Raw genomic sequence first — 24,316 nt, forward strand, 5'->3', positions numbered from 1 at the left:
CGGGTCTCCCCGCGGCGAGCGGCGACGCGGTACCGTGGCGTCCCTTTCTCCCCCACATGATCCTCGTGGCCGCCCTGGAGGTTCCGTGGTACAGGCGTACATCCTGATCCAAACTGAGGTCGGCAAGGCGTCGACCGTCGCCGAGCTGATCGGCAAGATCCCGGGAGTGATCCAGGCCGAGGACGTGACCGGACCCTACGACGTCATCGTGCGCGCCCAGGCGGACACGGTGGACGAACTCGGCCGCATGGTGGTCGCCAGAGTCCAGCAGGTGGATGGCATCACCCGAACCCTGACCTGCCCGGTCGTGCACTTGTAGCCCCCGTCTACCCTGGCCCGGTGAACATCCCCCGCCTCCGGCGCCGCTGCCTCATAGGAACGTCCGTCCTCGCCCTGCTGGTCGCGACGGCGGCCTGCTCAGCTACGGACGACGAGGCGTCAGTGGTGGTTCCGTCCCCGGCCGCGAAGGCCGCGGGACTCTGCCGGGACCTGCACGAACAGCTCCCCGAGAGCATCGACGGGCTGGAGCGCACCGACCCCGGCCCCCGGTCCGAGCTGACCGCGGGGTGGGGAGACCCGGCGATCATACTGCGCTGCGGTGTGGAACGGCCGCCCGAGATGATCGATCCCGCGTACGCCGAGAAGAACGGCGTCAAGGTGAACGGCGTCGCCTGGCTCCTGCAGAAGAACGACGACGGTTCCTACACCTTCACCACGGGGGCGCGGCTCGCGTACGTCGAGGTGACGCTGCCCAAGGAGCGGACGGGGGACGGCCTGGGGCCGCTCACGGACTTCGCCGCGCCCATCAAGAAGACGGTGCCCGTGGGGATCGCCTGACCTCTTAGGAGAGGTCGCCCGACCGTCTACGGAGAGATCGGCCGACCGTCCCTGGGGGCCCGCCCCATGGGCGCGCCCCCGAGGGGAGCCGCTAGCGCAGGCCCGTCGAGCGCTTCAGGGCCGCCTGGATGAGGCGGTCCACCAGCTCCGCGTAGCCGACACCCGTCTTCTCCCACATCTGCGGGAACATCGAGATGGGCGTGAAGCCGGGCATCGTGTTGATCTCGTTGATCACGAACCGGTCGTCCTCGGTGAGGAAGAAGTCCGCGCGCACCAGGCCCTCGCAGGACGCCGCCTCGAACGCCTCGACCGCGAGCCGCTGGATCCGGGCGGTCTGCTCGGGCGTCAGCGGCGCCGGCACGATGCCGGGCGTCGAGTCGATGTACTTCGCCTCGAAGTCGTAGTAGTCGTGCGTCTGCACCGGCGGGATCTCGGCCGGGACGCTCGCGCGCGGGCCGTCCTCGAACTCCAGGACGCCGCACTCGATCTCGCGGCCGCGCAGCAGCGCCTCGACGAGGATCTTGGGGTCGTGGCGCTGTGCCTCGGCGATGGCCTCGTCGAGTCCCTCGAAGGAGTCGACCTTCGTGATGCCGATCGAGGAGCCCGCGCGCGCGGGCTTGATGAACAGCGGCCAGCCGTGCTCGCCGGCGAAGTCCGCGATGCGCTGGCGCGCGCCGGCCTCGTCCTGCCGCCACTCGCGGGGGCGGATCACCAGGTAGGGGCCGACGTCGAGGCCGAAGGAGGTGAACACCCGCTTCATGTAGTCCTTGTCCTGGCCGACGGCCGAGGACAGGACACCGGAGCCGACGTAGGGCACTCCGGAGAGTTCGAGCAGCCCCTGGAGCGTGCCGTCCTCTCCGTAGGGACCGTGCAGCATCGGGAAGACGACGTCGACCTCGCCCAGCGCCTTGGGCACGGAGCCGGGCTCGCTGTAGACGACCTCGCGGTTGCTCGGGTCGAGCGGGAGCACGACGTCGCCCGCCACGGAGTCGGCCAGCTCGGCGACGTTCGGCATCCTGCGGTCGGCGATGGCCATCCGGTCGGGCTCGTCCGCGGTCAGCGCCCAACGGCCGTCCGTGGTGATGCCGATCGGCAGGACGTCGTACTTGGAGCGGTCGATCGCGCGCAGCACGGCGCCGGCCGTGACGACGGAGATGCCGTGCTCCGAGCTGCGGCCGCCGAAGACGACGGCCACACGCGGCTTGCGGAGCGGCTGCTCAGAGCTCGGCTCGGAACGCTGCTCAGGGCTCTGGGGGAGGTTCTCGCTGCTCATATCGCGTTGAGAGTACCCGCTGGTCCAGAAGTAGTCAGGCGTGCCGTCAGCGACGCTCGGGTTTGGCGCTGCGCGACATGAGCTCCTTGAGGGCGACCAGCGGGGGCGTGCCCTCGTGCACGATGCCCACGACCGTCTCCGTGATCGGCATGTCGACGCCGTGCCTGCGGGCCAGATCCAGCACGGACTCACAGGACTTGACGCCCTCGGCGGTCTGCTTGGTGACCGCGATGGTCTCCTCCAGGGTCATGCCCTTGCCGAGGTTGGTGCCGAAGGTGTGGTTGCGCGACAGCGGCGAGGAGCAGGTGGCCACCAGGTCACCGAGCCCGGCGAGCCCGGAGAACGTCAGCGGGTCGGCGCCCATGGCGAGCCCGAGCCGGGTGGTCTCCGCGAGGCCGCGCGTGATGAGCGAGCCCTTGGTGTTGTCGCCCAGGCCCATGCCGTCGGCGATGCCGACGGCGAGGCCGATGACGTTCTTGACGGCGCCGCCGAGCTCGCAGCCGACCACGTCGGTGTTCGTGTACGGGCGGAAGTAGGGCGTGTGGCAGGCCGTCTGCAGGCGCTGCGCGACGGCCTCGTCGCGGCAGGCGACCACGGCGGCGGCGGGCTGCCGCGCGGCGATCTCACGGGCGAGGTTGGGCCCGGTGACGACGGCGATCCGGTCGGAGGGCACCTTCGTGACGTCCTCGACGACCTCGCTCATCCGCATCGTGGAGCCCAGCTCGACGCCCTTCATGAGGGAGACGAGGACGGTGTCGGGGGCGAGCAGCGGCGCCCACGCGGCGAGGTTGTCGCGCAGCGTCTGCGAGGGCACGGCGAGCACCGTGAAGTCGGCGTCCGCGGCGGCCTCGGCCGGGTCGGTGGTCGCCCTGAGGTTCTCGGGGAGCTCGACGCCGGGCAGGTAGTCCGGGTTGGTCCGCGTGGAGTTGACGGCGTCGGCGAGTTCGGCGCGGCGGCCCCACAGGGTGACGTCGCACCCCGCGTCGGCGAGCACCATGCCGAAGGCCGTACCCCAGGAGCCCGTTCCGAAGACGGCGGCCTTCACAGCGCCTGCCGAGTTCACGGGGTTCGTCACTTGCTGTCCTCCGAGGTGCTCTCTGCGGTGCTCCGCGGGACGCCGCCGCGGCCCGCTGCCTTGCGTCGCTGCTCCAGCCGCGCCCTGCGCGGGTCGTACGGCGTATCGGGGGCCTTCTCGCCCCGGATCTCCTCCAGGAGTTCGGTGACCGCGGCCATGATGGTCTCGGTCACCTCGCGCAGCACCTCGGGCGTCGGCTCCTGGTCGTAGAAGCGCGACAGGTCGACGGGCGCGCCGGCCTTCACCTGGAGGGTCTTGCGCGGGAAGAAGGCGGGCTTCTTGCTGTACGGCGGCAGGGCGAGGTTGGCGCCCCACTGCGCGACCGGGACCACCGGGCACTTGGTCTTCAGGGCGACCCGCGCGGCACCGGACTTGGCGGTCATCGGCCACATGTCGGGGTCCCTGGTGAGGGTGCCCTCGGGGTAGAAGGCGACGCACTCGCCGCGCTCGATGGCGTCGACCGCGGCGCGGAAGGCGTCGAGCGCGTTCGTGGTCTCGCGGTAGACCGGGATCTGGCCCGTGCCCTTCATCACTTTGGCGACAAAGCCGCCTTTGAAAAGCCCGTCCTTTGCCAGGAATCGCGGCACCCGGCCGGTGTTGTACTGGAAGTGCGCGTACGAGAACGGGTCGATATGGGAGTTGTGATTCACCGCGGTGATGAATCCTCCGTCGGCCGGAATGTGTTCCATTCCACGCCAGTCCCGCTTGAACAGAACCACCAGCGGCGGTTTTGCGATGACCGCCGCAAGGCGGTACCAGAAGCCGATTCTGCGGCGGGACACGCGGACACCTTCCTCCAAGAACCTGGTCGGCCGCACAAGTGTCGCCCCAGGCTGCCGGTCTGTCGAGAACACCGTACGCCCGCCCAAGTGCCCGAGCCCCCCGGCAGGTCACAATGGGCGCGACGAGAAGGACGGAGCGCCCGTGCAGTGGACCCTGGTGATACCCCTGAAACCGCTGGCGCTCGCCAAGAGCAGGCTCGGCGCCACCACCGGTGACGGCCTCCGCCCGGGTCTCGCGCTCGCTTTCGCGCAGGACACCGTGGCCGCCGCGCTCGCGTGCCCGGCGGTGCGGGATGTGGCGGTCGTCACGGACGACACGCTCGCCGGGCGCGAGCTGACGGCCCTCGGCGCGCGCATCGTGCCCGATCTGCCGGGAAAGGGCCTCAACGCCGCCCTGCGGCACGGAACGGCCGCCGTACGCGCCGAACGCCCCGATATCGCCGTCGCGGCCCTGAACGCCGATCTGCCGGCCCTGCGCCCCCAGGAATTGGCCCGCGCCCTCGACGGCGCCACCCCCTTCGCCCGCGCCTTCGTGCCCGACGCCGCCGGAATCGGCACGACCCTGCTGACCGCGGCGGCGGGAGAGGACCCGCGCCCCGCGTTCGGCCCCGGCTCGCGGGCCCGGCACGCGGCGTCCGGCGCCGTGGAACTCTCGCTCGACGGCGTCGATTCCGTGCGCCAGGACGTGGACACCGGAGAGGACCTGATGGCCGCTCTCTCGCTCGGGGTGGGAGCACGCACCGCGGCGGCCGCCGCCCGGCTGCTCATCTCCGACTGAGTACGCCGCCTCCGGCCGGGTACGCCGCGCGCGGGCTGAGTACGCTGCTCCCCATGCAGGCGACCGCGTACACGTACGACTCCGAGACCCGCAGCGGCAGCGTGCTGCTCGACGACGGCACCCCGGTGCCCTTCGAGGCCCCCGCGTTCGACGCGGGCGGGCTGCGGCTGCTGCGGCCCGGACAGCGCGTGCGCATCGAGGTCGACGGCGAGGGCGAGGCCCGACGCATCACCCTGGTGACCCTGCAGACGTTCTGAGACACCCCGCCGGCGCCCCTTCGGGCCGCCCCGCGGGGCCTCGCGCGGACAGCACGACGCGGGCCGGGCTCCCCCGTGGGAGCCCGGCCCGGCGCGTGAGTGCCCTGGTGCCCTTACTTCTTGCGGGCGGTGGCCTTCTTCGCGGTCGTCTTGCGCGCCGTCGACTTCTTGGCGGGCGCCTTCTTGGCGGTGGCCTTCTTCGCCGGAGCGGTCTTCTTGGCCGTCGCCTTCTTCGCCGGAGCGGCCTTCTTGGCGGTGGTCTTCTTCGCCGTCGCCGTGGCCTTCTTGGCGGTCGTCTTCTTCGCCGTCGCCGTCGCCGTGGCCTTCTTGGCGGTGGTCTTCTTCGCCGTGGCCTTCTTCGCGGCCGCCGTGGTCTTCTTGGCGGTCGTCTTCTTGGCGGTGGCCTTCTTGGCGGTGGTCTTCTTCGCCGCCGCCTTGGTCGCGGTGGCCTTCTTGGCCGCGGCCTTCTTGACCGTCGCCGAAGCACCGCCGGTCAGGCTGCCCTTGGGCGCCTTCTTGACCGCGACGTCGTTCTTCGGGAGCTTCTTCGAGCCGCTGACCAGGTCCTTGAAGCCCTGGCCCGCACGGAAGCGCGGAACGGAGGTCTTCTTGACCCGCACGCGCTCCCCGGTCTGCGGGTTGCGGGCGTAACGGGCCGGGCGGTCGACCTTCTCGAACGAGCCGAAGCCGGTGACCGAAACACGGTCCCCGCTGACGACGGCACGGACGATGGCGTCCAGGACCGCGTCCACGGCGTCGGCGGCCTGCTGACGGCCACCGACCTTGTCGGCAATCGCTTCTACGAGCTGCGCCTTGTTCACGTCTTCCCCTTCGGAGACATTGCCGGGAGCGAAATACTCCGGCTTTTTCGCACGTTAGGCAGATATATACCGCAAATCAAACACGAAACGGGCTAATCACCCTTGTGCCGCAACGAACTGGCCCATCTCGGAGTTCCTCGAAGGTCCGTTGAGGCGCGATGCTCAGGTGTCCTCGGGGAATCGGCCCTCGTCAACTTCGTCGAGGGACGCCATCAATCGCTCCAGACGCCTTGCCGCATCGGCGAGATCGTGTTTGGCCGCAGCCGTAATGACCAGCAGCTTCCGGGTCAGCGCCATCCGTACGCCCTCCGGGACTTGCAGTGCACGCACCCGAGAGTGCGCTTCCTTCAGTTGGTCCGCGACGAGCCCGTAGAGCTCGAGTTGGCTGTCACGTCCCATGCACCGATTGTGCCATCTGGGGCGAGTTGTCGCCTCCGCAGGGGGTAACTACCGCCATCCACGGCCCTCCTGAGGGTACCCCGACAGGCCAAGTACAAGGGGATTTCCGGCCTCTTCTTCCTTCCGGAGCAAGGGAGTTGAGACCACCCGTTCAGGTCATCGCCGTGCCCCCGCCCGGCGCACACAGAAGTACCCCCAACCGTCCACGATTGGGGGTACATCAGGGTTGTTGCGGGGTGGTGCGGGGACGTCAGACCTGAACGGTCCGCGGCTTGTAGGAGGGCCGCACGCTCTCATAGGCGGCGATGTCCGCCTCGTTCTGGAGCGTGATGCTGATGTCGTCCAGGCCGTTCAGGAGCCGCCAGCGGGCGTTCTCGTCGAGCTCGAAGTCGGCCGTGACACCCTCCGCGCGGACCTGGCGGTCCTGGAGGTCGACGGTGATCTCGGCCTGCGGGTCACGCTCGACCAGCTCCCACAGCGCGTCCACGACCTTCTGGTCGAGCACCACGGTGAGCAGGCCGTTCTTCAGCGAGTTGCCGCGGAAGATGTCGGCGAAGCGCGAGGAGATGACGGTCTTGAAGCCGTAGTTCTGCAGCGCCCACACCGCGTGCTCGCGGGAGGAGCCGGTGCCGAAGTCGGGTCCGGCGACCAGGACCGTGGCGCCCTGGCGCTCGGGGCGGTTGAGGACGAACTCGGGGTCCTTGCGCCAGGCCTCGAAGAGCCCGTCCTCGAAGCCGTCCCTGGTGACCTTCTTCAGCCAGTGGGCGGGGATGATCTGGTCGGTGTCGACGTTGCTGCGGCGCAGCGGGACGGCCCGGCCGGTGTGCGTGGTGAAAGCTTCCATGGTTCTCAGACTCCGGCGGTCACGGGGGCGTCGGACAGGTCGGCGGGCGAGGCGAGGTGGCCGGTGACCGCGGTGGCGGCGGCGACCTGCGGGGAGACCAGATGGGTGCGGCCGCCCTTGCCCTGCCTGCCCTCGAAGTTGCGGTTCGACGTGGACGCCGAACGCTCGCCGGGGGCCAGTTGGTCGGGGTTCATGCCCAGGCACATCGAGCAGCCCGCGTGCCGCCATTCGGCGCCGGCGGCGGTGAAGACCTTGTCCAGGCCCTCCTCGACGGCCTGCAGCGCGACCCGGACCGAGCCCGGGACGACCAGCATCCGTACGCCGTCGGCGACTTTGCGGCCCTCGACGACCGACGCGGCCGCGCGCAGGTCCTCGATGCGGCCGTTGGTGCAGGAACCTACGAAGACGGTGTCGACCTTGATGTCGCGCAGCGCCTGCCCGGCGGTCAACCCCATGTATTCCAGGGCCTTTTCGGCGGCGTGCCGCTCCGAGGCGTCTTCGTACGAAGCGGGATCGGGGACGTTCGCCGACAGCGGCGCGCCCTGACCCGGGTTGGTGCCCCAGGTGACGAACGGCGCGAGCGAGGCGGCGTCGATGTAGACCTCGGCGTCGAAGACCGCGTCGTCGTCGGTGCGCAGCGTCTTCCAGTACGCGACCGCCGCGTCCCAGTCCTCGCCCTGCGGGGCGTGGGCACGGCCCTCGATGTAGTCGAAGGTGGTCTGGTCCGGGGCGATCATCCCGGCGCGGGCACCCGCCTCGATGGACATGTTGCAGATGGTCATGCGGGCCTCCATCGAGAGCTTCTCGATGGCCGAGCCGCGGTACTCCAGGACGTAGCCCTGGCCGCCGCCGGTGCCGATCTTCGCGATGATCGCGAGGATCAGGTCCTTGGCCGTGACGCCGTCGGGCAGTTCGCCCTCGACGGTGATGGCCATGGTCTTCGGGCGGGCCATCGGCAGCGTCTGGGTGGCGAGCACGTGCTCGACCTGCGAGGTGCCGATGCCGAACGCCAGCGCGCCGAAGGCGCCGTGGGTGGAGGTGTGCGAGTCGCCGCAGACCACCGTGGTGCCCGGCTGGGTCAGTCCCAGCTGCGGTCCCACCACGTGGACGACGCCCTGCTCGACGTCGCCCAGCGGGTGCAGGCGCACGCCGAACTCCGCGCAGTTCTTGCGCAGCGTCTCCAGCTGCGCCCGCGAGACCGGGTCGGCGATGGGCTTGTCGATGTCGAGGGTCGGGGTGTTGTGATCCTCGGTCGCGATGGTGAGGTCGAGCCGCCGCACCTGGCGCCCGGCCTGACGGAGGCCGTCGAAGGCCTGGGGGCTGGTCACCTCGTGCAGCAGGTGCAGATCGATGAAGAGGAGGTCGGGCTCGCCCTCGGCGCGCCGGACGACGTGGTCGTCCCAGACCTTCTCCGCGAGTGTCCTACCCATCGCTTTCCCTCCGACCGGCTGTTCGCCGGCCCAACTAGAGAATCCGTTCGCCGACGCGCGTACCCCTCGTGCCGCGCGTCGGCCGCCGATCCGTTGGTCCGCGGATCGCTCGTACAGAGTGGCGCGTTCCACGGGAATGTGAACTTGCGTTTCACAGAGTGAGACGGGAGTATCGACGCATGGACAACTCTAGCGGCGTCGGCGTTCTCGACAAGGCGGCCCTTGTCTTGAGCGCCCTGGAGTCCGGTCCGGCCACCCTCGCGGGCTTGGTCGCGGCCACGGGGCTCGCACGACCCACGGCCCACCGACTGGCCGTGGCACTGGAACACCACCGGATGGTGGCCCGTGACATGCAGGGCCGTTTCATTCTCGGCCCGCGCCTCGCCGAACTCGCGGCGGCGGCGGGCGAGGACCGCCTGCTCGCCACGGCGGGCCCGGTGCTCACGCACCTGCGCGACGTCACGGGCGAGAGCGCGCAGCTCTACCGCCGTCAGGGCGACATGCGCATCTGCGTGGCCGCCGCCGAGCGCCTCTCGGGCCTCAGGGACACCGTCCCGGTCGGCTCGACGCTCACGATGAAGGCGGGCTCGTCGGCCCAGATCCTGATGGCCTGGGAGGAGCCGGAGCGCCTGCACCGCGGCCTCCAGGGCGCCCGCTTCACGGCCACGGCCCTCTCGGGCGTACGCCGCCGGGGCTGGGCCCAGTCGATCGGCGAGCGCGAGCCGGGTGTGGCATCCGTCTCCGCGCCGGTGCGCGGGCCCTCGAACCGCGTGGTCGCCGCCGTCTCGGTCTCCGGACCGATCGAGCGCCTGACCCGGCACCCCGGCCGCATGCACGCGCAGGCGGTCATCGACGCGGCGGGACGCCTCTCCGAGGCCCTGCGCCGCGCGGGCTGACGCCCCCGGCGCGGCCCGCACCCGCGCCGTGACACACCGGAGCACGCACAGAGCGCCGGAAGGAGCCGCCTCAACGCCGCGGCGGCTCCTTCCGGCGCTTTTCCGTTCCCCGCTTCTCCCGGGCCCGCGCCCCTCGGCCCCTCAGGCCGTCCTGAGGCGGTCGGCCGCCCGGTCCCCGCGCCGCCCCACCGGGATCACACCGGTGGCCGCGCCCAGGCCGAACGCGGGCATGTTCACGTACACCGCCTCATGGGCACCGGCCGGCACGACGTACGTCTCGTGCCAGAAGCCGACCTTGCCCCTGCCCTCCCGGATGCGGCGGTTGAAGGCCGCCCACGCGGGCCGGTGCTCCTTGTCCGGCGCGGCCGAGTAGGCCAGCAGCTTCTCCTGCGACTCCCAGTACTGGACGACGTACATCAGACGCGACCCGCCCAGGAGCAGCCGGTACCCCAGCATGCCGCTCCCCCGGTCCCGCGACAGCTCCTTGAGCATGCGCGGCATCGCCCGGAAGACGGGCCACCAGCTGCGCACGGCACGGAAGTTGTTGATGCGCATCCCGATGTGGAAGACGACCACACCGTCCCGCGCGTCGGCGGTCATGCGCCCTTCGATCGGCTTGCTGCTCATGGCGTTTCCCCCTTGGTAGAGCCCTGGCCGAACATTGGATAGTTCCGCTATCCATGATTGGATAGTGCCACTCTCCAAATGAAGACGCAAGAGGAGGCACGAGTCGATGAGACTGGCGGAGCTGAGCCGGCGCAGCGGGGTCCCCACGGCCACGATCAAGTACTACTTGCGCGAGGGGCTGCTGCCGCCCGGACAGCGGGTGAGCGCGACGCAGGCCGAGTACGACGCGTCGCATCTGCAGCGGCTGCGGCTCGTGCGGGCGCTGATCCAGGTGGGCCGGGTCCCGGTCGCGTCGGCGCGCGAGGTCCTGACGGCCCTGGAGGACGAGTCGCTGGACCACAACTCCCGCCTGGGCACGGCCGTATGGGCGCTGCCGCACGGGCCGGAGGCCGGGGAGGAGGACACGGCGGCCGAGGAGGCGCGCCGCACGGTCGACGCCCTGCTGGCCCGGCTCGACTGGGAGCACGCGCAGGAGTACGGCGACGAGTCACCGGCGTACCGCATGCTGGTGACCGCGGTGGCGGCCCTGTCCCGGCTCGGATACCCGTGCGCCGTCGAGGACTTGGCGCCCTACGCGCATGCCGGCCGCCAACTGGCGGTCTCCGACCTGGACTTGATCGAGCGGTACGCGTCACAGGACCGACAGCTGGAGGCGGCGGTCGCGCTCACGGTGCTGTACGAGCCGGTGCTGCTCAGCCTGCGCCGCATCGCCCAGGCCGAGGAGTCCAACCGGCGCTTCGCGCACGATTCCCCGGAGGCCGTCGAGGCCACGGAGGCAACAGAAGCCCCGGAGGCATGACGAAGGGGCCCTCCCAGTGGGAAGGCCCCTCGCCCTTCTGTACCCCCGACCGGATTCGAACCGGCGCTACCGCCTTGAGAGGGCGGCGTGCTAGGCCGCTACACAACGGGGGCGTGGATCTTGCACGCGCTCAATGAACAACGCCGCAGATCCGAGCTGGTCTACCAGGACTCGAACCTAGACTAACTGAACCAGAATCAGTCGTGCTGCCAATTACACCATAGACCAATGTGGTTTAGACCAACTCAGTACCCCCGACCGGATTCGAACCGGCGCTACCGCCTTGAGAGGGCGGCGTGCTAGGCCGCTACACAACGGGGGCCCTAGCGATCCTGCATCAGAAACAGTGGGTGCGACCCGATCTGTTCCCGCGGGAAGGATCTGTACCCCCGACCGGATTCGAACCGGCGCTACTGCCTTGAGAGGGCAGCGTGCTAGGCCGCTACACAACGGGGGCTTGTGGATGAGATCCACGGTGCAGATGAGCTCTGCGAGCTGGCCTACCAGGACTCGAACCTAGACTAACTGAACCAGAATCAGTCGTGCTGCCAATTACACCATAGGCCACCGAAACTCAATCCCCTAAGGGATCTTGCTTGGCTTGCGCTTCCGGTTCGGGGCTTTTCTTCCCGCTCCCCTCGGCGCAGGAAGAACATTACCCGAAGGTGGACGGCGCTCCAAAACGGGTATCGGCCCGCAGCAGCGAGGGGAGCTCGGAGAGGCGCGTGATGCGGTGGACGCCCGACGGACCTTCGCGCACGCCGCCGTTGCGGTCGAGCCAGATCCCGAGCAGTCCGGCGTCCCGGGCGCCCCTGGCGTCGATCTCCGGCTGGTCGCCGACGTAGGCGATCTCGGCGGGCGCCAGGGCCAGCGCCGTACACACAGCTCGGAAGGCCTCGGGCGCGGGTTTGGAGACGCCCAGTTCGGCCGCGCACAGGACCGTCTCGAAGCGGTCGCGGATGCCGAGGATGCTCAGCTTGCGGTCCTGGACGGCCAGCGCGGAGTTGGAGAGGACCGCGTGGCGGTAGCCGTCGGCGAGGGCGTCCAGGGTGGGGACGGTGTCCGGGAAGAGGGTCCAGGCCGCTTCGTAGTGACCGACGTAACGCGCGAACCAGGCGTCGGCGTCCGGGCCGGCGAGGGCCGGGGCGTCCAGGAAGTCGCGCACGCGGTCGCGGCGCTGCTCCTGGAAGTCCACCTCACCGGCGCCGAAGCGGGCCCAGTGCCGCTCCGTGAGCCGCCGCCACAGGGCCAGCGCCCGCTCGGCCGACTCGTACCGCTCGACGAGGCCCTCGGCGGTCAGATGCGCGTGCATGCCGGCGCTGTCGGCACGCGCGTAGTCGAAGATCGTGTCGTCGATGTCCCAGACCACGGCTTTGATCGGCATGCCTCGAACGTACGCGAAGGACCCGGGAGCCGTGGTGGCTTCCGGGTCCTTCGTCGTGCGGACCGCCGTCGTGCGCGGTCCCGCCGTGCGGGTGCGCCTACGCGGCGAGCTTCGCCAGGGCCGCGTCGATGCGGGACAGGGTCTTGTCCTTGCCCAGGATCTCCAGGGACTCGAAGAGGGGCAGGCCGACCGTGCGGCCGGTGACGGCGACGCGGACCGGGGCCTGGGCCTTGCCGAGCTTGAGGCCGTGCTCCTCGCCGGCGGCCAGGACGGCCTCCTTGAGGGACTCCGGGGAGGTCCAGTCGGCCGCTTCCAGCTTGGCGCGGGCGGTGCGCAGCAGGGCGTCCGAGCCCTCCTTCATGGCCTTCGTCCAGGAGGGCTCGTCGAAGACCGGCTCCGGCAGGAACAGGAAGTCGACGTTGGCCGTGATCTCCGAGAGGACCTTCAGGCGGGACTGCGCGTGCGGCGCGATGGCCTGCCAGGCGGCCTCGTCGAAGTCCTCGGGGGCCCAGTTGGCGTGCGGGGCCGTCAGCCAGGGCGCGCAGGCCTCGGCGAAGGCCTTCACGTCCAGCATGCGGATGTGGTCGGCGTTGATCGCCTCGGCCTTCTTCAGGTCGAAGCGGGCCGGGTTGGAGTTCACGTCCGCGAGGTCGAACTTGGCGACCATCTCGGGGATCGTGAAGACGTCCTGGTCCGCGGAGAACGACCAGCCCAGGAGGGACAGGTAGTTGAGCAGGCCCTCGGGGAGGAAGCCGCGCTCGCGGTAGAGGTTCAGGGACGCCTGCGGGTCGCGCTTGGAGAGCTTCTTGTTGCCCTCGCCCATCACGTACGGGAGGTGGCCGAACTCGGGGATCGCCTGGGCGACGCCGAGCTCGATCAGCGCCTTGTAGAGGGCGATCTGGCGCGGGGTGGAGGAGAGCAGGTCCTCGCCGCGCAGGACGTGGGTGATCTCCATCAGGGCGTCGTCGACCGGGTTGACCAGCGTGTACAGCGGGGCGCCGTTGGCACGCACGATGCCGTAGTCCGTGACGTTCTCCGCCTGGACCGTGATCTCGCCGCGGACCAGGTCGGTGAAGGTGGTGGCCTCGTCGGGCATGCGGAAGCGGACGATGTGGCTGCGGCCCTCGGCCTCGTACGCCTGCTTCTGCTCGTCGGTGAGGTCGCGGCAGTGGCCGTCGTAGCCGGACGGCTTGCCGGCGGCGCGGGCGGCCTCGCGGCGCGCGTCCAGCTCCTCGGTGGTGCAGTAGCAGGGGTAGGCGTAGCCACCGTCGATCAACTTGGTGGCGACGTCCTGGTAGATGTCCATGCGCTGCGACTGGCGGTACGGCGCGTGCGGGCCGCCGACCTCGGGGCCCTCGTCCCAGTCGAAGCCCAGCCAGCGCATCGAGTCCAGGAGCTGCTCGTACGACTCCTCGGAGTCGCGGGCCGCGTCGGTGTCCTCGATGCGGAAGACCAGGGTGCCCTCGTTGTGCCGGGCGTAGGCCCAGTTGAAGAGGGCGGTGCGGACCAGGCCCACGTGGGGGTTGCCGGTCGGCGAGGGACAGAAACGTACGCGGGTCGCGTTAGCCACGCTTGATCACCTTGTTGGTGAGAGTGCCGATGCCTTCGATGGTGACGGCGACCTCGTCGCCGACGTTGAGGGGGCCGACCCCTGCCGGGGTGCCCGTGAGGATGACGTCGCCGGGGAGCAGCGTCATGGCCTCGGAGATGTTCACGATCAGGTCCTCGATCGGGTGGATCATCTCGCTGGTGCTGCCGAGCTGGCGCTGCTGGCCGTTGACCGTGCACTGGACCGTGAGGTCGTTCGCCGCCGCCAGGTCGATGCCGGTCTCCACCCAGGGGCCGAGCGGGCAGGCGCCGTCGAAGCCCTTGGCGCGGGCCCACTGCTTCTCGCGGCGCTGGACGTCGCGCGCGGTGACGTCGTTGGCGCAGGTGTAGCCGAAGATCACGTCCTTGGCGCGCTCGCGCGGGACCTCGCGGCACATGCGGCCGATGACCACGGCCAGCTCGGCCTCGTGGTGCAGCTCCTGCGAGAACGAGGGGTACGTGACGGCGTCGCCGCTGCCGACCAGCGAGGTGGACGGCTTGAGGAAGGCGAAGGGGGCGTCGGGGACTTCGTTGCCGAGCTCCGCCGCGTGCTCCCTGTAGTTGCGGCCGAACGCCACGATCTTGTTCGGGAGCACGGGCGGCAGCAGGCGGACCTTGCTCAGCGGGACCTTGGTGCCGGAGAGCTCGAAGTCGGCGTACGGGATGCCCTTGATGATGTCGAGGACGAGCCCGTCGGGGCCCTCCCCCTCGACCGCGCCGTAACCGACATTGCCGTCGATGGAGAATCTGGCGATGCGCACGAGAGCCCTAGCCCCTTGATGGGATGGAGGAAGTCTGACACCCCAGGCTAACGCGGCGAGCCGTCCCGACCTCCCGCTATGGGCCCGTGACGGGGGTCCGGATCAGCCCGCGACGGGGGTCTGCGGCTCCGGGGCGACCATGAGGACCGTGCGCCGGGGGTTGGCGGTCTGCGTCGGCAGTTCGACGGCGTGCTCCGGCTGCTCGGGCGCCGTCTGCAGCTCGTCGGCGTCCTTGAGGTGCGCGAGAGTGGTGCGGCGCGGGTTGGCTATGTTGCGGAACATCGTGGACTTCACAGTCTTCATCTGCTGTTCGGGCCCTGTCGGTCGAGGCGTCATGTGACGGACGCGGGTTGTCGGATTCGCCATCCCTGTAAAGCGTCAGGCTAAACATCCAATTCCCGGCCAAAGTCCAGAAGAGGCCATGATCTTCATGTGAGTTTGCTCACGAGCGAGCCGACAAATGGGCCAAATCGCACCCATGGACGACGACTCAGAAACGGACATTGCGCCACTGAAGCGACCATTCCGCTCCTGATCATGAAGACTGGGACACCCCCCGCCCCCAGGAGCTTTAGGGGGTTGGGTCCGATTTTTCCTAGATCACTTTCTACGTCTCGTGACTCCGCACTCACACGGCGTCACGTACGTCGCGGCGCGACACACGGGCCTTGTTGGAGATCCGGCACTGTGCTGGAATTCCCGGGACCGCCGCGGGATCGAACCGGCGCGCAGGGGCGCAACGCAGCGCCGAGTGGCGGCGGGAAGGGGGAGCAGCGCCGGCTCACTCACGACCATCCATGGGGTGCTTGCCGCCCCACGACGCCGACACCGTCCGACCGTTCACGCGGAAGGACGCCTGGTCCAGAGGTTGCGACGCTAGTGCAGGGACGTTTCAAGAGGGATGGCACGGGATCTCCCCAGGCCCGTCAGGGCCGAGGGGACGCCGCTGCGGAACCGGAGCGCGGCGGGACCGACCGCGGCTCCTCCCCCCAGCACGCCCAGAACCCCGGACCGGGCACGCCCGGCGACAGCGGCCCCCAGGGCGCCGCGGCCAAGGGCAAGGGTGCGGCCGGCGCCAAGACACCCACGGGTCCCGGCTCCCGAATAGCCCTGCGCAACTGGCGCATCTCGACCCGCCTGGTCTCGCTGCTCGCGCTCCCCGTGATCACCGCGACCTCCCTCGGCGCGCTCCGCATCAACTCGTCCATGGACGAGATCCAGCAGCTCGACAACATGAAGCTGCTGACCGACATGACCAAGCAGGCCACCGAGCTGGCCGTGGCGCTCCAGGAGGAGCGCGACAAGTCGGCGGGCCCGCTGGCCCACGGCGCGAAGGCCTCGGACTACACGGTCAAGGGCGCGCGCGACAAGACCGACCGGGTCTACCGGAACTTCCTGCAGGGCACGCAGGACCTCAACGACACCGACGGCGAGAAGGGCCTCCTCGGCGTCCGGCACAGCGCGGTCCAGATCACCCAGCAGCTCCAGGGCATCAACAAGGTCCGCAAGGACGCCTTCAAGGACAGCAAGTCCACCTCGCAGACCGTCGAGGCCTACAGCCAGCTCGTCGAGCAGCTGCTCGCGCTGTCGCAGGACATGGCGCAGGCGACCAGCAACCCGGACATGATCCAGCGCACCCGCGCCCTGGCCGCGTTCTCCTCGGCCAAGGAGTACGCGTCGGTGCAGCGGGCGATCATCGCCGCGGCCCTGCCGCCCAACGACTCCGAGTACGGCAAGATCTCCGAGACCGACCGCACCTTCGGCCTCAGCGCCAACGACAAGGAGCGCTCGCAGCTCCAGACGTTCAGCAAGATCTACGCGGGCAACGCCGAGGAGCTCACCCAGCCCATCGACGGCGGCAACTCCGGGATCAAGGCCGCCAACGAGTACGCCAAGCGCGTCCTCGAGCAGGAGGGCGGCATCAAGCTCCAGGAGAAGCGGTCCTACAAGGACTGGATCGACGCGGACACCACCAAGATCGACGCGATGTCCAAGATCGAGCTGACGCTGCTCGGCGAGATGGAGCAGAAGGCCCGCGAGCTGCGCAACGAGTCCGAGCAGTCGGCCATCCTCAACGGTGCGCTGATCCTGCTGGTGCTCGGCGTCTCGCTCGTCGGCGCCTTCGTCGTGGCCCGCTCCATGATCCGCTCGCTGCGCCGGCTCCAGGACACCGCGACCAAGGTCGCCCAGGACCGTCTGCCCGAGCTGGTCAAGCAGCTCTCGGAGTCGGACCCGCAGGACGTCGACACCTCCGTCGAGTCGGTCGGTGTGCACTCCCGGGACGAGATCGGCCAGGTGGCCGCGGCCTTCGACGACGTGCACCGCGAGGCCGTCCGCCTCGCCGCCGAGCAGGCCCTCCTCCGGGGCAACGTCAACGCGATGTTCACCAACCTCTCGCGCCGTTCGCAGGGCCTCATCCAGCGCCAGCTCTCGCTCATCTCCGAGCTGGAGTCGCGCGAGGCCGACCCGGACCAGCTGTCCTCGCTCTTCAAGCTCGACCACCTCGCCACCCGCATGCGCCGTAACGGCGAGAACCTCCTCGTGCTCGCCGGTGAAGAGCCCGGCCGCCGCTGGACCCGGCCCGTCCCCCTCGTCGACGTGCTGCGCGCCGCCGCGTCCGAGGTGGAGCAGTACGAGCGCATCGAGCTCTCCGCCGTGCCCGCGACCGAGGTCGCCGGACGCGTCGTCAACGACCTCGTGCACCTCCTCGCCGAGCTGCTGGAGAACGCGACCTCCTTCTCCTCGCCGCAGACCAAGGTCAAGGTCACCGGTCACGCGCTGCCCGACGGCCGCGTGCTCATCGAGATCCACGACACCGGCATCGGCCTGTCGCCCGAGGACCTCGCGGCGATCAACGAGCGGCTCGCCTCGCCGCCCACCGTGGACGTCTCGGTCTCCCGCCGCATGGGTCTGTTCGTGGTCGGCCGCCTCTCGCAGCGCCACGGCATCCGCATCCAGCTCCGCCCGTCCGACTCCGGTGGTACGACCGCGCTGGTCATGCTCCCCGTCGACGTGGCCCAGGGCGGCAAGAAGGCGCCGGGCAAGCCCGGTGCCCCCGCCCCGACCGGCGGTCCTGCCGCGGCCCAGGCCGCCGCGGGTGCCGCCGCCGCGCGCCGCGGTGCCGGCGCGGGCAACGGCGGTCCCTCGCTCGGCGGTCCCGGTCTCGCCGGCGGTCCCGGCCGTGGCGGTCCGGCGCTCGGCGGCGGTCCCGCCGCCGGTGGCCAGGGCGGTCCCGGGCGGCTCGGTGCCGCCGCGCCGCGCCAGCAGGTCGCGGGCTCGGGTCCGCGGGCCGCGCTGCCCGCGCGGGACACGGGACAGCAGCGTCCGCAGCAGGGCGCCCCGCAGGGCCAGCAGGGTCCCGGCCAGGGCCAGCAGCCGCCGGCGCCGCAGAGCGGCCTGGGCGGCAACGCGTCGCAGCCTCCGGTGCCCCAGCAGCGTACGAACGCCATGAACCCGCCGGCCGACGCCGGTGACCAGGGCCGCAGGCCGCAGCTGCCGCCGCGCGGCGGGCCGCGTGCCGAGCTGCCCGGCGGCAACCCGCAGCCCCGCGTGCCCAGTTGGAGCGACGAGAACGCGCAGCCGCAGGTCTCGCGCGAGCCCTTCGACGCCCCGCGGGGTCACGAGGAGCACGAGTCCACCGGCCAGTTCGCCCAGCCGACGGCGGGCGCGGACGACCGGCAGGGTCCCGGCTCCACCGCCGAGTTCGCCCGCCCGGACTTCAACGCGCCGCCGCCCGGCCTGCCGTCCCGGGACACCGACTCCAGCGGCTCCACCGGCCAGTTCGTCCGCTCGGACGTCTTCGGCGGCCAGAGCGGCCCGCAGCAGAGCCCCCGGGCCGACCTGCCGTCCGTACCGCAGAACCAGCAGGGCCAGCAGGGCCGGCAGCAGGACCAGGCCGGTGGGCTCGCGCCGCAGGGCGGCCGGGAGAACCCCGACTACACCGTGCCGCGTCCGCCGGCCCCCCGCCGCGACCAGGGCGAGCCCCACCCGGGCATCCCCCAGCAGCCGCAGCAGGCCGACCGGCCCGCGGAGCCCGAGGACCTGCTCCCCGCCGCCGGTCCCGGCGACGGGCGCACGCCGCTGTACGACACGCTGGAGACCAACTGGTTCCAGCAGCAGCAGAACCAGCAGGCGGCCCAGCCGGAGCAGCAGGCGCCCCAGCGGCAGGCCCAGCAGTACGACCAGCAGCACGACCAGCAGGCCGCGCCGCAGGAGCCGCAGGGCCACCAGGCCCCCGAGGCCGCGCCGCGCCGCGCCCCCGAGCCGCCGCGCCGTCCGCTCCCCTCGCGCGGCCAGCGCCAGGAGCCGGCCGCCGCGCCCGCGGGCCCCGGCGGCGACACCGGCACCAACGGCGGCAACACGCCGAGTGCCTGGCGCACCTCCCCCAACGACGAGCTGGGCCGCCAGGCCGAGCGCGTCCGGCAGCCGTCCGCGGGCGGCGTCACCACATCCGGACTGCCGCGTCGCGTCCCGCGGGCCAATCTGGTCGCGGGCACGGCCCAGCAGCAGCAGGACAGCACAGGTCCGCAGGTCTCGCGTGCGCCCGACGACGTACGCGGCCGGCTGACGAATCTCCGTCGGGGCATCCAGCAGGGTCGCCAGGCCGGTACCGGCCAGACCGGCAATTTCCCTCGCCCCACTCACCAGCAGGAGCGTTAGTTGAGTCCGATGAGCCAGGCGGCACAGAATCTGAACTGGTTGATCACCAACTTCGTGGACAACACCCCCGGGGTGTCCCACACGGTCGTGGTCTCCGCCGACGGCCTCCTTCTGGCCATGTCGGAGGGCTTCCCGCGCGACCGCGCCGACCAGCTCGCCGCGGTCGCCTCCGGGCTGACCTCGCTGACCGCCGGTGCCTCCCGGATCTTCGAGGGCGGCTCCGTGACCCAGACGGTGGTGGAGATGGAGCGGGGGTTCCTCTTCATCATGTCCGTCTCGGACGGCTCGTCCCTGGCCGTGCTCGCGCACCCCGAGTGCGACATCGGCCTCGTCGGGTACGAGATGGCGCTCCTCGTCGACCGCGCGGGCGCCGTCCTCACCCCGGACCTCCGCGCCGAGCTCCAGGGCAGCCTGCTCCACTAGGCCCCGCGCCGGCTTCCAAGCGCTCGCCCCCTCGGCCGCCCCACCGACCGAACGTACTGACCAACCGTCCGGCCGCCACACTGCCCCCACCGGCTCTGTCAGACGGCACACGCAGATGACCTGCTGTCCCGCCCGGAGGATCCATGACCCCGCCCACCGCCTCTCACAACCCGTACGGCTCTGACGCGTCGTACGGAATGGAGGGCGACCAGCCGCTGGTGCGTCCCTACGCGATGACCGGCGGCCGGACCCGGCCCCGCTACCAGCTCGCCATCGAGGCGCTGGTGAGCACGACGGCCGACCCGGCCCAGCTGATGGGGCTGCTCCCCGAGCACCAGCGGATCTGCCACCTGTGCCGCGAGGTCAAGTCGGTGGCCGAGGTCTCGGCGCTCCTTTCGATGCCGCTCGGCGTCGCCCGCATCCTCGTGGCCGACCTGGCCGAGGCCGGGCTCGTCGCCATCCACCAGCCCGGCGGCGACGAGTCCGCCGGCGGCCAGCCTGACGTGACACTGCTCGAAAGGGTGCTCAGTGGACTTCGAAAGCTCTAACGGCTCGGGCGCAGGCCGTTCCACCACCTCCGCGAAGATCGTGGTGGCGGGTGGCTTCGGCGTGGGCAAGACCACGTTCGTCGGAGCGGTCTCCGAGATCAACCCGCTGCGCACCGAGGCCGTCATGACGTCCGCGTCCGCGGGCATCGACGACCTCACCCACACCGGGGACAAGACGACGACCACCGTCGCGATGGATTTCGGCCGTATCACGCTCGACCAGGATCTGATCCTGTACCTCTTCGGCACGCCCGGTCAGGACCGCTTCTGGTTCATGTGGGACGACCTGGTGCGCGGCGCGATCGGCGCCGTCGTGCTGGTGGACACCCGCCGTCTCGCCGACTGCTTCCCGGCCGTCGACTACTTCGAGAACAGCGGCCTGCCCTTCGTCATCGCCCTCAACGGCTTCGACGGCCACCAGCCGTACACGCCCGACGAGGTCCGCGAGGCGCTGCAGATCGGGAGCGGTACGCCGATCATCACGACCGACGCCCGACACCGTGCGGACGCAAAGAGTGGCCTGATCACGCTGGTCGAGCACGCACTGATGGCACGTCTCAAGTAGGCGGGGCCATACGGCAGTTGCCGTAGATCGCACGGAGCGGCCTGTGTCCTTTGACACGGCCGCCCTCCGTGTTCATAACGTTTCGACAGAGAATTGCCCGGTGACCGCCACACATCGCGGTCACCTGGTGCCGCTGTGCGCACAAGAGCCCCGCCTTTTGGCGGGGCTCGCTCTTTATGACCGATTTATCTGAGGCTTACACCACTTGGCAGTTCCGCTTCCCACTGTTTGGAAGAGCGGCCCCTGACGTGCTGGAATGCGCTGAACTGCCCAGTAGCACGGGCCTTGGAGACGACAGCGGCACGAGTGGTGTGCCGCCGCCGAGAGGTTGTTGGTCGAGTGAGGCGAAGCAAGCCGAGCCCCGCGGCACCCCCCACCAGCGGGGATGCGCGGGGCAACTTCACCCCGCCGCCGCGCGCAGCGGCGTCCCCCGTTGACGTCGCCGCCGCTTCCGGCCCCGAGCCCCAGGCTCCCTCCGGCGGACGGATGTCCCCGCGCAACTGGCGTGTGCCCACCCGGCTGAACGCGATCCTGCTCATACCCGTGCTCGTCGGCCTCGTCATGGGCGGCTTCCAGGTCAAGGGCTCCATCGACACCTGGACCCAGGCGCAGGACGCCGAGAACACCGCCCGCCTGGTGCGGGCCTCCCTCGACTACGGCAACCGCCTCATCGAGGAGCGCGACATCTCCGCCGCCCCGCTCCTGAGCGGCGACCGGGACAACGACGCCGTGGTCAAGGCCCGCAAGGCCACCGACGCGGCCGCCGCCGAGTTCAAGGCGGCCACCGAGAAGATGCCGGACAAGGAAGGCCTCAAGCGTCGCCTCGACGCCTTCCACAAGGTGGAGCCGCACCTGGCCCCGCTGCGGCAGAACGCCTACACCACCAAGCTCAGCGGCGTGCGGACCGAAGAGGGCTACGTCGCCATCCAGCACCCCCTGATGGAGTTCGCCAACGAGCTCGGTCTGGGCACCGGCAACATCACCAGCTATGGCCGTACCGTCTACGCGATCTCGCTCTCCAAGGCCGCGCTGTCGCTGGAGCGGTCCATCGGCACGCATCTGCTGGTCAAGCCCGGTCCCGGCACCGGCTCGCTGACGCTGCAGCGCACCTCGTTCGCCTCGTACGCCTACCTCGAGCGCATCGCCATCGAGGAGTACACCGGCGGTGGCACGGCCGAGGACGTCGCCAAGCTGGAGCAGGCCAAGAAGGACCTGACGGCCGCCGGCGAGAAGCAGGCCAAGGAGGCCGCGGCCGCCGCGAAGGCCCAGGGCAAGACCTTCGTCCCGCCGCCCACGCAGGACAAGATGGTCACCGCCATCGCCACGCTGGAGAGCACCCAGCCGAGCGCGCGCGTCGAGCTCGCCGACAAGGGCATCACCCGCGAGGCCTGGTGGGCGACGACCACCGCCAAGTTCGACGCCTACCGCACCATCGAGTCGGACCTCGCCGACAAGGCCGTGGACGAGGCCTCGGACATCGCGGCCAACGCCCAGCGCAACGCCTACATCACCGGCGCCATCGTGGTCCTCGCGCTGCTCGCCGCCTTCCTCCTGGCCGGGCTCATGGCCCGCCAGATGTCCCGCTCGATGCGCCAGCTGCGCACCGCCGCCTTCGGCATCGCCGAGCAGCGCCTGCCGATGCTGGTCGACCAGCTCTCGCGCACCGACCCGGGCCGCGTCGACACCCGTGTGCAGCCCATCCCGATCAGCTCCACGGACGAGATCGGCGAGGTCGCCCGCGCCTTCGACCAGGTGCACCGCGAGGCCGTGCGGCTCGCCGCCGAGCAGGCGCTGCTCCGCGGCAACATCAACGCGATCTTCACCAACCTCTCGCGCCGCAACCAGTCGCTGATCGAGGGCCAGTTGACCCTGATCACCGACCTGGAGAACAACGAGGCCGACCCGGACCAGCTGGAGAACCTCTTCCGCCTGGACCACCTGGCGACCCGTATGCGCCGCAACGGCGAGAACCTCCTCGTGCTGTCCGGCGAGGAGCCGGGCCGCCGCTGGGACCAGCCGGTGCCGCTGGTCGACGTGCTCCGCGCCGCCTCCTCCGAGGTGGAGCAGTACGAGCGCATCGAGCTGGAGGGCGTGCCGGAGGCCGAGATCCACGGCCTGGCCGTGACCGACCTCGTGCACCTGCTCGCCGAGCTCCTGGAGAACGCCACCTCGTTCTCCTCGCCGCAGACCAAGGTCCGCGTCACCGCGACCCGGCTGCCCGACGGCCGCATCATGGTCGAGATCCACGACAAGGGCATCGGCCTCACCGCCGAGGACTTCGCGGACATCAACCACAAGCTGGCCAACCCGCCGACCGTGGACGCCGCGATCTCGCAGCGCATGGGCCTGTTCGTGGTCGGCCGGCTCTCCGACCGGCACGGCATCCGCGTCCAGCTGCGCCCCTCGGGCGAGCAGGCGGGCACGACGTCGCTGGTCATGCTGCCGGACGGGATCACGCACGGCGGCGGTGGCGACCACGCCCCGAACGACCCCGAGTTCACCGTCTCCTCGATCATCCCGGAGCAGCAGGTCCAGGAGGTCGAGCAGCTGCGCACGGCCGCCGAGCTGGGCTTCGACGACAGCCGCTACCACGGCGACGCCGCCGAGGCGCCCGAGCAACTCGACCCGGTGGGCCGCTCGTTGATGCGCGAGGAGCGCCGCGCGGCCCTGGAGGCCCAGGCGCAGCAGCCCGGCGGCGACCGCCCGCTGTTCCGCGACGAGGTCGAGCCGCGCCCCCAGGCGCCCCAGCAGGGTGCGTACGAGCCGCAGGCGCCGGTGTACGAGGAGCCGCGGGCCGCGTACGACGAGCCGCAGGCGTCGTACGACCAGACCGGCCGGATCGGGCAGGTCGGTCAGCTCGGCCAGGACAACCAGGCCGGTCAGGGCTACGAGGGCGACCCGTACGCGACCGGTCAGTACGCGAACGCGCAGTACACCGAGGGCGGTTACGGCAACGAGCAGTACGCCCCCGAGCAGCAGTACTACCCGGCCCAGGACAGCTACCAGGACCCGCAGATCGCGTATCCGGAGCGTTCCCAGCAGGACGACTGGCCCAGCGGTGACGGCTACCGGCCCGAGTACGGGCAGGAAGCGGAATCTGGTCCGGCGGCCCACGCGCCCGACGCCGAGCGCGTAGGCTTCGACCGTCCAGGACCGACTCCGTCCGTCGTCCACGAGATGACCGACGCGGGCCTCCCCCGCAGGGGCTCCTCCGCCGCGAACGGGAACGGGAACGCCGCCCCCGCCGCGGACGAGGGCCAGGGCGACGAGCCGTGGCGTTCGTCCAACGACGAGCGCTGGCAGCGGGCGGAGCGCCTGAAGGAGCCCAAGGCGGGCGGGGTCACCTCGTCCGGGCTCCCGCGGCGGGTGCCCAAGGCCAATCTGGTCGAGGGCACGGCGGAACAGACCCCGCAGGGCGGCCCCCAGGTCTCCCGCGACCCCGAGGACGTACGGGGCAGGCTGAGCAACCTGCGCCGCGGCGTCCAGCGGGGACGCAGCGCAGGAAGTGACACGAATGGCCAGGGCTTCAGCCCTGATAGCACCTACAACCAGGAGCGTTAGTGTGAGCCCG

General features: G+C 70.7%; 23 protein-coding genes and 5 tRNA genes. 11 read left to right on the forward strand and 17 right to left on the reverse strand.

All coding sequences use genetic code 11. The annotated features are described in order from the left end of the window. Nucleotides 1-85: 85 nt before the first annotated feature. Entirely contained in the window at nt 86-319 is a 234-nt protein-coding gene (locus AOK22_RS09345; protein ID WP_055698135.1) for an Lrp/AsnC family transcriptional regulator, read from the forward strand. Between the two features lie 20 nt (nt 320-339). After that, nucleotides 340-837 (forward strand): DUF3515 domain-containing protein, encoded by a 498-nt coding sequence (locus AOK22_RS09350; RefSeq protein WP_055698136.1) that lies wholly within the window; start codon nt 340-342, stop codon nt 835-837. Between the two features lie 91 nt (nt 838-928). On the opposite strand, the gene AOK22_RS09355 is transcribed toward AOK22_RS09350, so the two are convergent. Genes AOK22_RS09355 through AOK22_RS09365 form a run of 3 tightly spaced genes read right to left on the reverse strand, consistent with a single transcriptional unit; the run spans nt 929 to nt 3,967 of the window. Further along, entirely contained in the window at nt 929-2,110 is a 1,182-nt protein-coding gene (locus AOK22_RS09355; protein WP_055698137.1) for a D-alanine--D-alanine ligase family protein, read from the reverse strand. A 46-nt stretch (nt 2,111-2,156) separates the two neighbouring features. Beyond that, a complete protein-coding gene (locus AOK22_RS09360; protein WP_279617078.1) occupies nt 2,157-3,185 on the reverse strand; it encodes an NAD(P)H-dependent glycerol-3-phosphate dehydrogenase in 1,029 nt (342 codons plus the stop codon). Next, nucleotides 3,182-3,967 carry a lysophospholipid acyltransferase family protein gene (locus AOK22_RS09365; RefSeq protein ID WP_055698138.1) on the reverse strand — a complete coding sequence of 262 codons (786 nt, stop codon included), beginning with the start codon at nt 3,965-3,967 and terminating at the stop codon, nt 3,182-3,184. Before AOK22_RS09365 ends, AOK22_RS09360 begins: the two co-directional genes overlap by 4 nt. Before the next feature lie 142 nt (nt 3,968-4,109). Between AOK22_RS09365 and cofC the strand changes: the two genes are divergently transcribed. Both cofC and AOK22_RS42590 read left to right on the forward strand, forming a co-directional pair. After that, a complete protein-coding gene (gene cofC, locus AOK22_RS09370; protein ID WP_055698139.1) occupies nt 4,110-4,745 on the forward strand; it encodes a 2-phospho-L-lactate guanylyltransferase in 636 nt (211 codons plus the stop codon). A 53-nt stretch (nt 4,746-4,798) separates the two neighbouring features. After that, nucleotides 4,799-5,002, forward strand: coding sequence for a hypothetical protein (locus AOK22_RS42590; RefSeq protein ID WP_030787468.1), 204 nt, complete (start codon nt 4,799-4,801; stop codon nt 5,000-5,002). A gap of 113 nt (nt 5,003-5,115) precedes the next feature. Here the strand turns inward: AOK22_RS42590 and AOK22_RS09380 are convergent, their stop codons facing one another. The 4 genes from AOK22_RS09380 to leuC form a co-directional block, all read right to left on the reverse strand. Continuing rightward, nucleotides 5,116-5,823: an HU family DNA-binding protein gene (locus AOK22_RS09380; RefSeq protein ID WP_055698140.1), complete on the reverse strand. Its 708-nt coding sequence runs from the start codon at nt 5,821-5,823 to the stop codon at nt 5,116-5,118. Nucleotides 5,824-5,985: 162 nt separating this feature from the next. After that, entirely contained in the window at nt 5,986-6,222 is a 237-nt protein-coding gene (locus AOK22_RS09385) for an SCO5555 family protein (protein WP_055698141.1), read from the reverse strand. 250 nt (nt 6,223-6,472) lie between these two features. Then, the gene (leuD, locus tag AOK22_RS09390; protein WP_055698142.1) at nt 6,473-7,066 is read right to left on the reverse strand and encodes a 3-isopropylmalate dehydratase small subunit; all 594 of its coding nucleotides are present in this window, start codon (nt 7,064-7,066) and stop codon (nt 6,473-6,475) included. A gap of 5 nt (nt 7,067-7,071) precedes the next feature. After that, the gene (leuC, locus tag AOK22_RS09395) at nt 7,072-8,496 is read right to left on the reverse strand and encodes a 3-isopropylmalate dehydratase large subunit (protein ID WP_055698143.1); all 1,425 of its coding nucleotides are present in this window, start codon (nt 8,494-8,496) and stop codon (nt 7,072-7,074) included. Between the two features lie 179 nt (nt 8,497-8,675). Here leuC and ndgR point away from each other — a divergent pair, with 179 nt between their 5' ends. Beyond that, nucleotides 8,676-9,392 carry an IclR family transcriptional regulator NdgR gene (ndgR, locus tag AOK22_RS09400; protein WP_055698144.1) on the forward strand — a complete coding sequence of 239 codons (717 nt, stop codon included), beginning with the start codon at nt 8,676-8,678 and terminating at the stop codon, nt 9,390-9,392. A 141-nt stretch (nt 9,393-9,533) separates the two neighbouring features. Here ndgR and AOK22_RS09405 read toward each other — a convergent pair whose 3' ends face one another. Then, nucleotides 9,534-10,019, reverse strand: a complete 486-nt coding sequence (locus AOK22_RS09405) for a DUF4188 domain-containing protein (RefSeq protein WP_208606382.1) — start codon at nt 10,017-10,019, stop codon at nt 9,534-9,536. Between the two features lie 106 nt (nt 10,020-10,125). Here AOK22_RS09405 and AOK22_RS09410 point away from each other — a divergent pair, with 106 nt between their 5' ends. Beyond that, nucleotides 10,126-10,818: a MerR family transcriptional regulator gene (locus AOK22_RS09410; protein ID WP_055698145.1), complete on the forward strand. Its 693-nt coding sequence runs from the start codon at nt 10,126-10,128 to the stop codon at nt 10,816-10,818. Between the two features lie 40 nt (nt 10,819-10,858). Here AOK22_RS09410 and AOK22_RS09415 read toward each other — a convergent pair. The 9 genes from AOK22_RS09415 to AOK22_RS09455 form a co-directional block, all read right to left on the reverse strand. Continuing rightward, nucleotides 10,859-10,931 (reverse strand) — tRNA-Glu (locus AOK22_RS09415). Between the two features lie 43 nt (nt 10,932-10,974). Continuing rightward, nucleotides 10,975-11,046: transfer RNA gene (locus AOK22_RS09420), tRNA-Gln, on the reverse strand. A 21-nt stretch (nt 11,047-11,067) separates the two neighbouring features. Continuing rightward, nucleotides 11,068-11,140 (reverse strand) — tRNA-Glu (locus AOK22_RS09425). Between the two features lie 62 nt (nt 11,141-11,202). After that, nucleotides 11,203-11,275, reverse strand: a tRNA-Glu gene (locus AOK22_RS09430). A gap of 38 nt (nt 11,276-11,313) precedes the next feature. After that, nucleotides 11,314-11,385 (reverse strand) — tRNA-Gln (locus AOK22_RS09435). Between the two features lie 88 nt (nt 11,386-11,473). Further along, nucleotides 11,474-12,202, reverse strand: coding sequence for an HAD family hydrolase (locus tag AOK22_RS09440; protein ID WP_055698146.1), 729 nt, complete (start codon nt 12,200-12,202; stop codon nt 11,474-11,476). Between the two features lie 97 nt (nt 12,203-12,299). Beyond that, nucleotides 12,300-13,772 (reverse strand): glutamate--tRNA ligase, encoded by a 1,473-nt coding sequence (gene gltX, locus AOK22_RS09445; RefSeq protein WP_079036454.1) that lies wholly within the window; start codon nt 13,770-13,772, stop codon nt 12,300-12,302. After that, the gene (locus tag AOK22_RS09450; protein ID WP_055698148.1) at nt 13,765-14,550 is read right to left on the reverse strand and encodes a fumarylacetoacetate hydrolase family protein; all 786 of its coding nucleotides are present in this window, start codon (nt 14,548-14,550) and stop codon (nt 13,765-13,767) included. Before AOK22_RS09450 ends, gltX begins: the two co-directional genes overlap by 8 nt. A gap of 102 nt (nt 14,551-14,652) precedes the next feature. Beyond that, a complete protein-coding gene (locus tag AOK22_RS09455; protein WP_107101905.1) occupies nt 14,653-14,832 on the reverse strand; it encodes a hypothetical protein in 180 nt (59 codons plus the stop codon). 597 nt (nt 14,833-15,429) lie between these two features. On the opposite strand from AOK22_RS09455, the gene AOK22_RS09460 reads away from it, so the two are divergent. The 5 genes from AOK22_RS09460 to AOK22_RS09480 all read left to right on the forward strand — a co-directional run bounded on the left by AOK22_RS09460 (nt 15,430) and on the right by AOK22_RS09480 (nt 24,306). Then, nucleotides 15,430-19,209, forward strand: a complete 3,780-nt coding sequence (locus AOK22_RS09460) for a sensor histidine kinase (protein WP_055698150.1) — start codon at nt 15,430-15,432, stop codon at nt 19,207-19,209. A gap of 9 nt (nt 19,210-19,218) precedes the next feature. Continuing rightward, a complete protein-coding gene (locus AOK22_RS09465; protein ID WP_055698151.1) occupies nt 19,219-19,632 on the forward strand; it encodes a roadblock/LC7 domain-containing protein in 414 nt (137 codons plus the stop codon). Nucleotides 19,633-19,775: 143 nt separating this feature from the next. Then, nucleotides 19,776-20,180, forward strand: a complete 405-nt coding sequence (locus tag AOK22_RS09470) for a DUF742 domain-containing protein (RefSeq protein WP_055698152.1) — start codon at nt 19,776-19,778, stop codon at nt 20,178-20,180. Continuing rightward, the gene (locus AOK22_RS09475; RefSeq protein WP_055698153.1) at nt 20,161-20,745 is read left to right on the forward strand and encodes a GTP-binding protein; all 585 of its coding nucleotides are present in this window, start codon (nt 20,161-20,163) and stop codon (nt 20,743-20,745) included. The genes AOK22_RS09470 and AOK22_RS09475 overlap by 20 nt, the downstream gene beginning before the upstream one ends. Before the next feature lie 339 nt (nt 20,746-21,084). Then, the gene (locus tag AOK22_RS09480; protein WP_055698154.1) at nt 21,085-24,306 is read left to right on the forward strand and encodes a nitrate- and nitrite sensing domain-containing protein; all 3,222 of its coding nucleotides are present in this window, start codon (nt 21,085-21,087) and stop codon (nt 24,304-24,306) included. The last annotated feature ends 10 nt before the right edge of the window (nt 24,307-24,316 follow it).

The organism is Streptomyces silaceus (assembly GCF_001419745.1).
GTDB lineage: Bacteria > Actinomycetota > Actinomycetes > Streptomycetales > Streptomycetaceae > Streptomyces > Streptomyces silaceus.

Coding starts and splice junctions, on each gene's coding strand:
- AOK22_RS09455 (WP_107101905.1), bottom strand. CDS start 14,832: ATGTTCCGCAACATAGCCAACCCGCGCCGCACCACTCTCGCGCACCTC.
- AOK22_RS09465 (WP_055698151.1), top strand. CDS start 19,219: ATGAGCCAGGCGGCACAGAATCTGAACTGGTTGATCACCAACTTCGTG.
- AOK22_RS09405 (WP_208606382.1), bottom strand. CDS start 10,019: ATGAGCAGCAAGCCGATCGAAGGGCGCATGACCGCCGACGCGCGGGAC.
- AOK22_RS42590 (WP_030787468.1), top strand. CDS start 4,799: ATGCAGGCGACCGCGTACACGTACGACTCCGAGACCCGCAGCGGCAGC.
- leuC (WP_055698143.1), bottom strand. CDS start 8,496: ATGGGTAGGACACTCGCGGAGAAGGTCTGGGACGACCACGTCGTCCGG.
- AOK22_RS09440 (WP_055698146.1), bottom strand. CDS start 12,202: ATGCCGATCAAAGCCGTGGTCTGGGACATCGACGACACGATCTTCGAC.
- ndgR (WP_055698144.1), top strand. CDS start 8,676: ATGGACAACTCTAGCGGCGTCGGCGTTCTCGACAAGGCGGCCCTTGTC.
- leuD (WP_055698142.1), bottom strand. CDS start 7,066: ATGGAAGCTTTCACCACGCACACCGGCCGGGCCGTCCCGCTGCGCCGC.
- AOK22_RS09355 (WP_055698137.1), bottom strand. CDS start 2,110: ATGAGCAGCGAGAACCTCCCCCAGAGCCCTGAGCAGCGTTCCGAGCCG.
- AOK22_RS09470 (WP_055698152.1), top strand. CDS start 19,776: ATGACCCCGCCCACCGCCTCTCACAACCCGTACGGCTCTGACGCGTCG.
- AOK22_RS09385 (WP_055698141.1), bottom strand. CDS start 6,222: ATGGGACGTGACAGCCAACTCGAGCTCTACGGGCTCGTCGCGGACCAA.
- AOK22_RS09410 (WP_055698145.1), top strand. CDS start 10,126: ATGAGACTGGCGGAGCTGAGCCGGCGCAGCGGGGTCCCCACGGCCACG.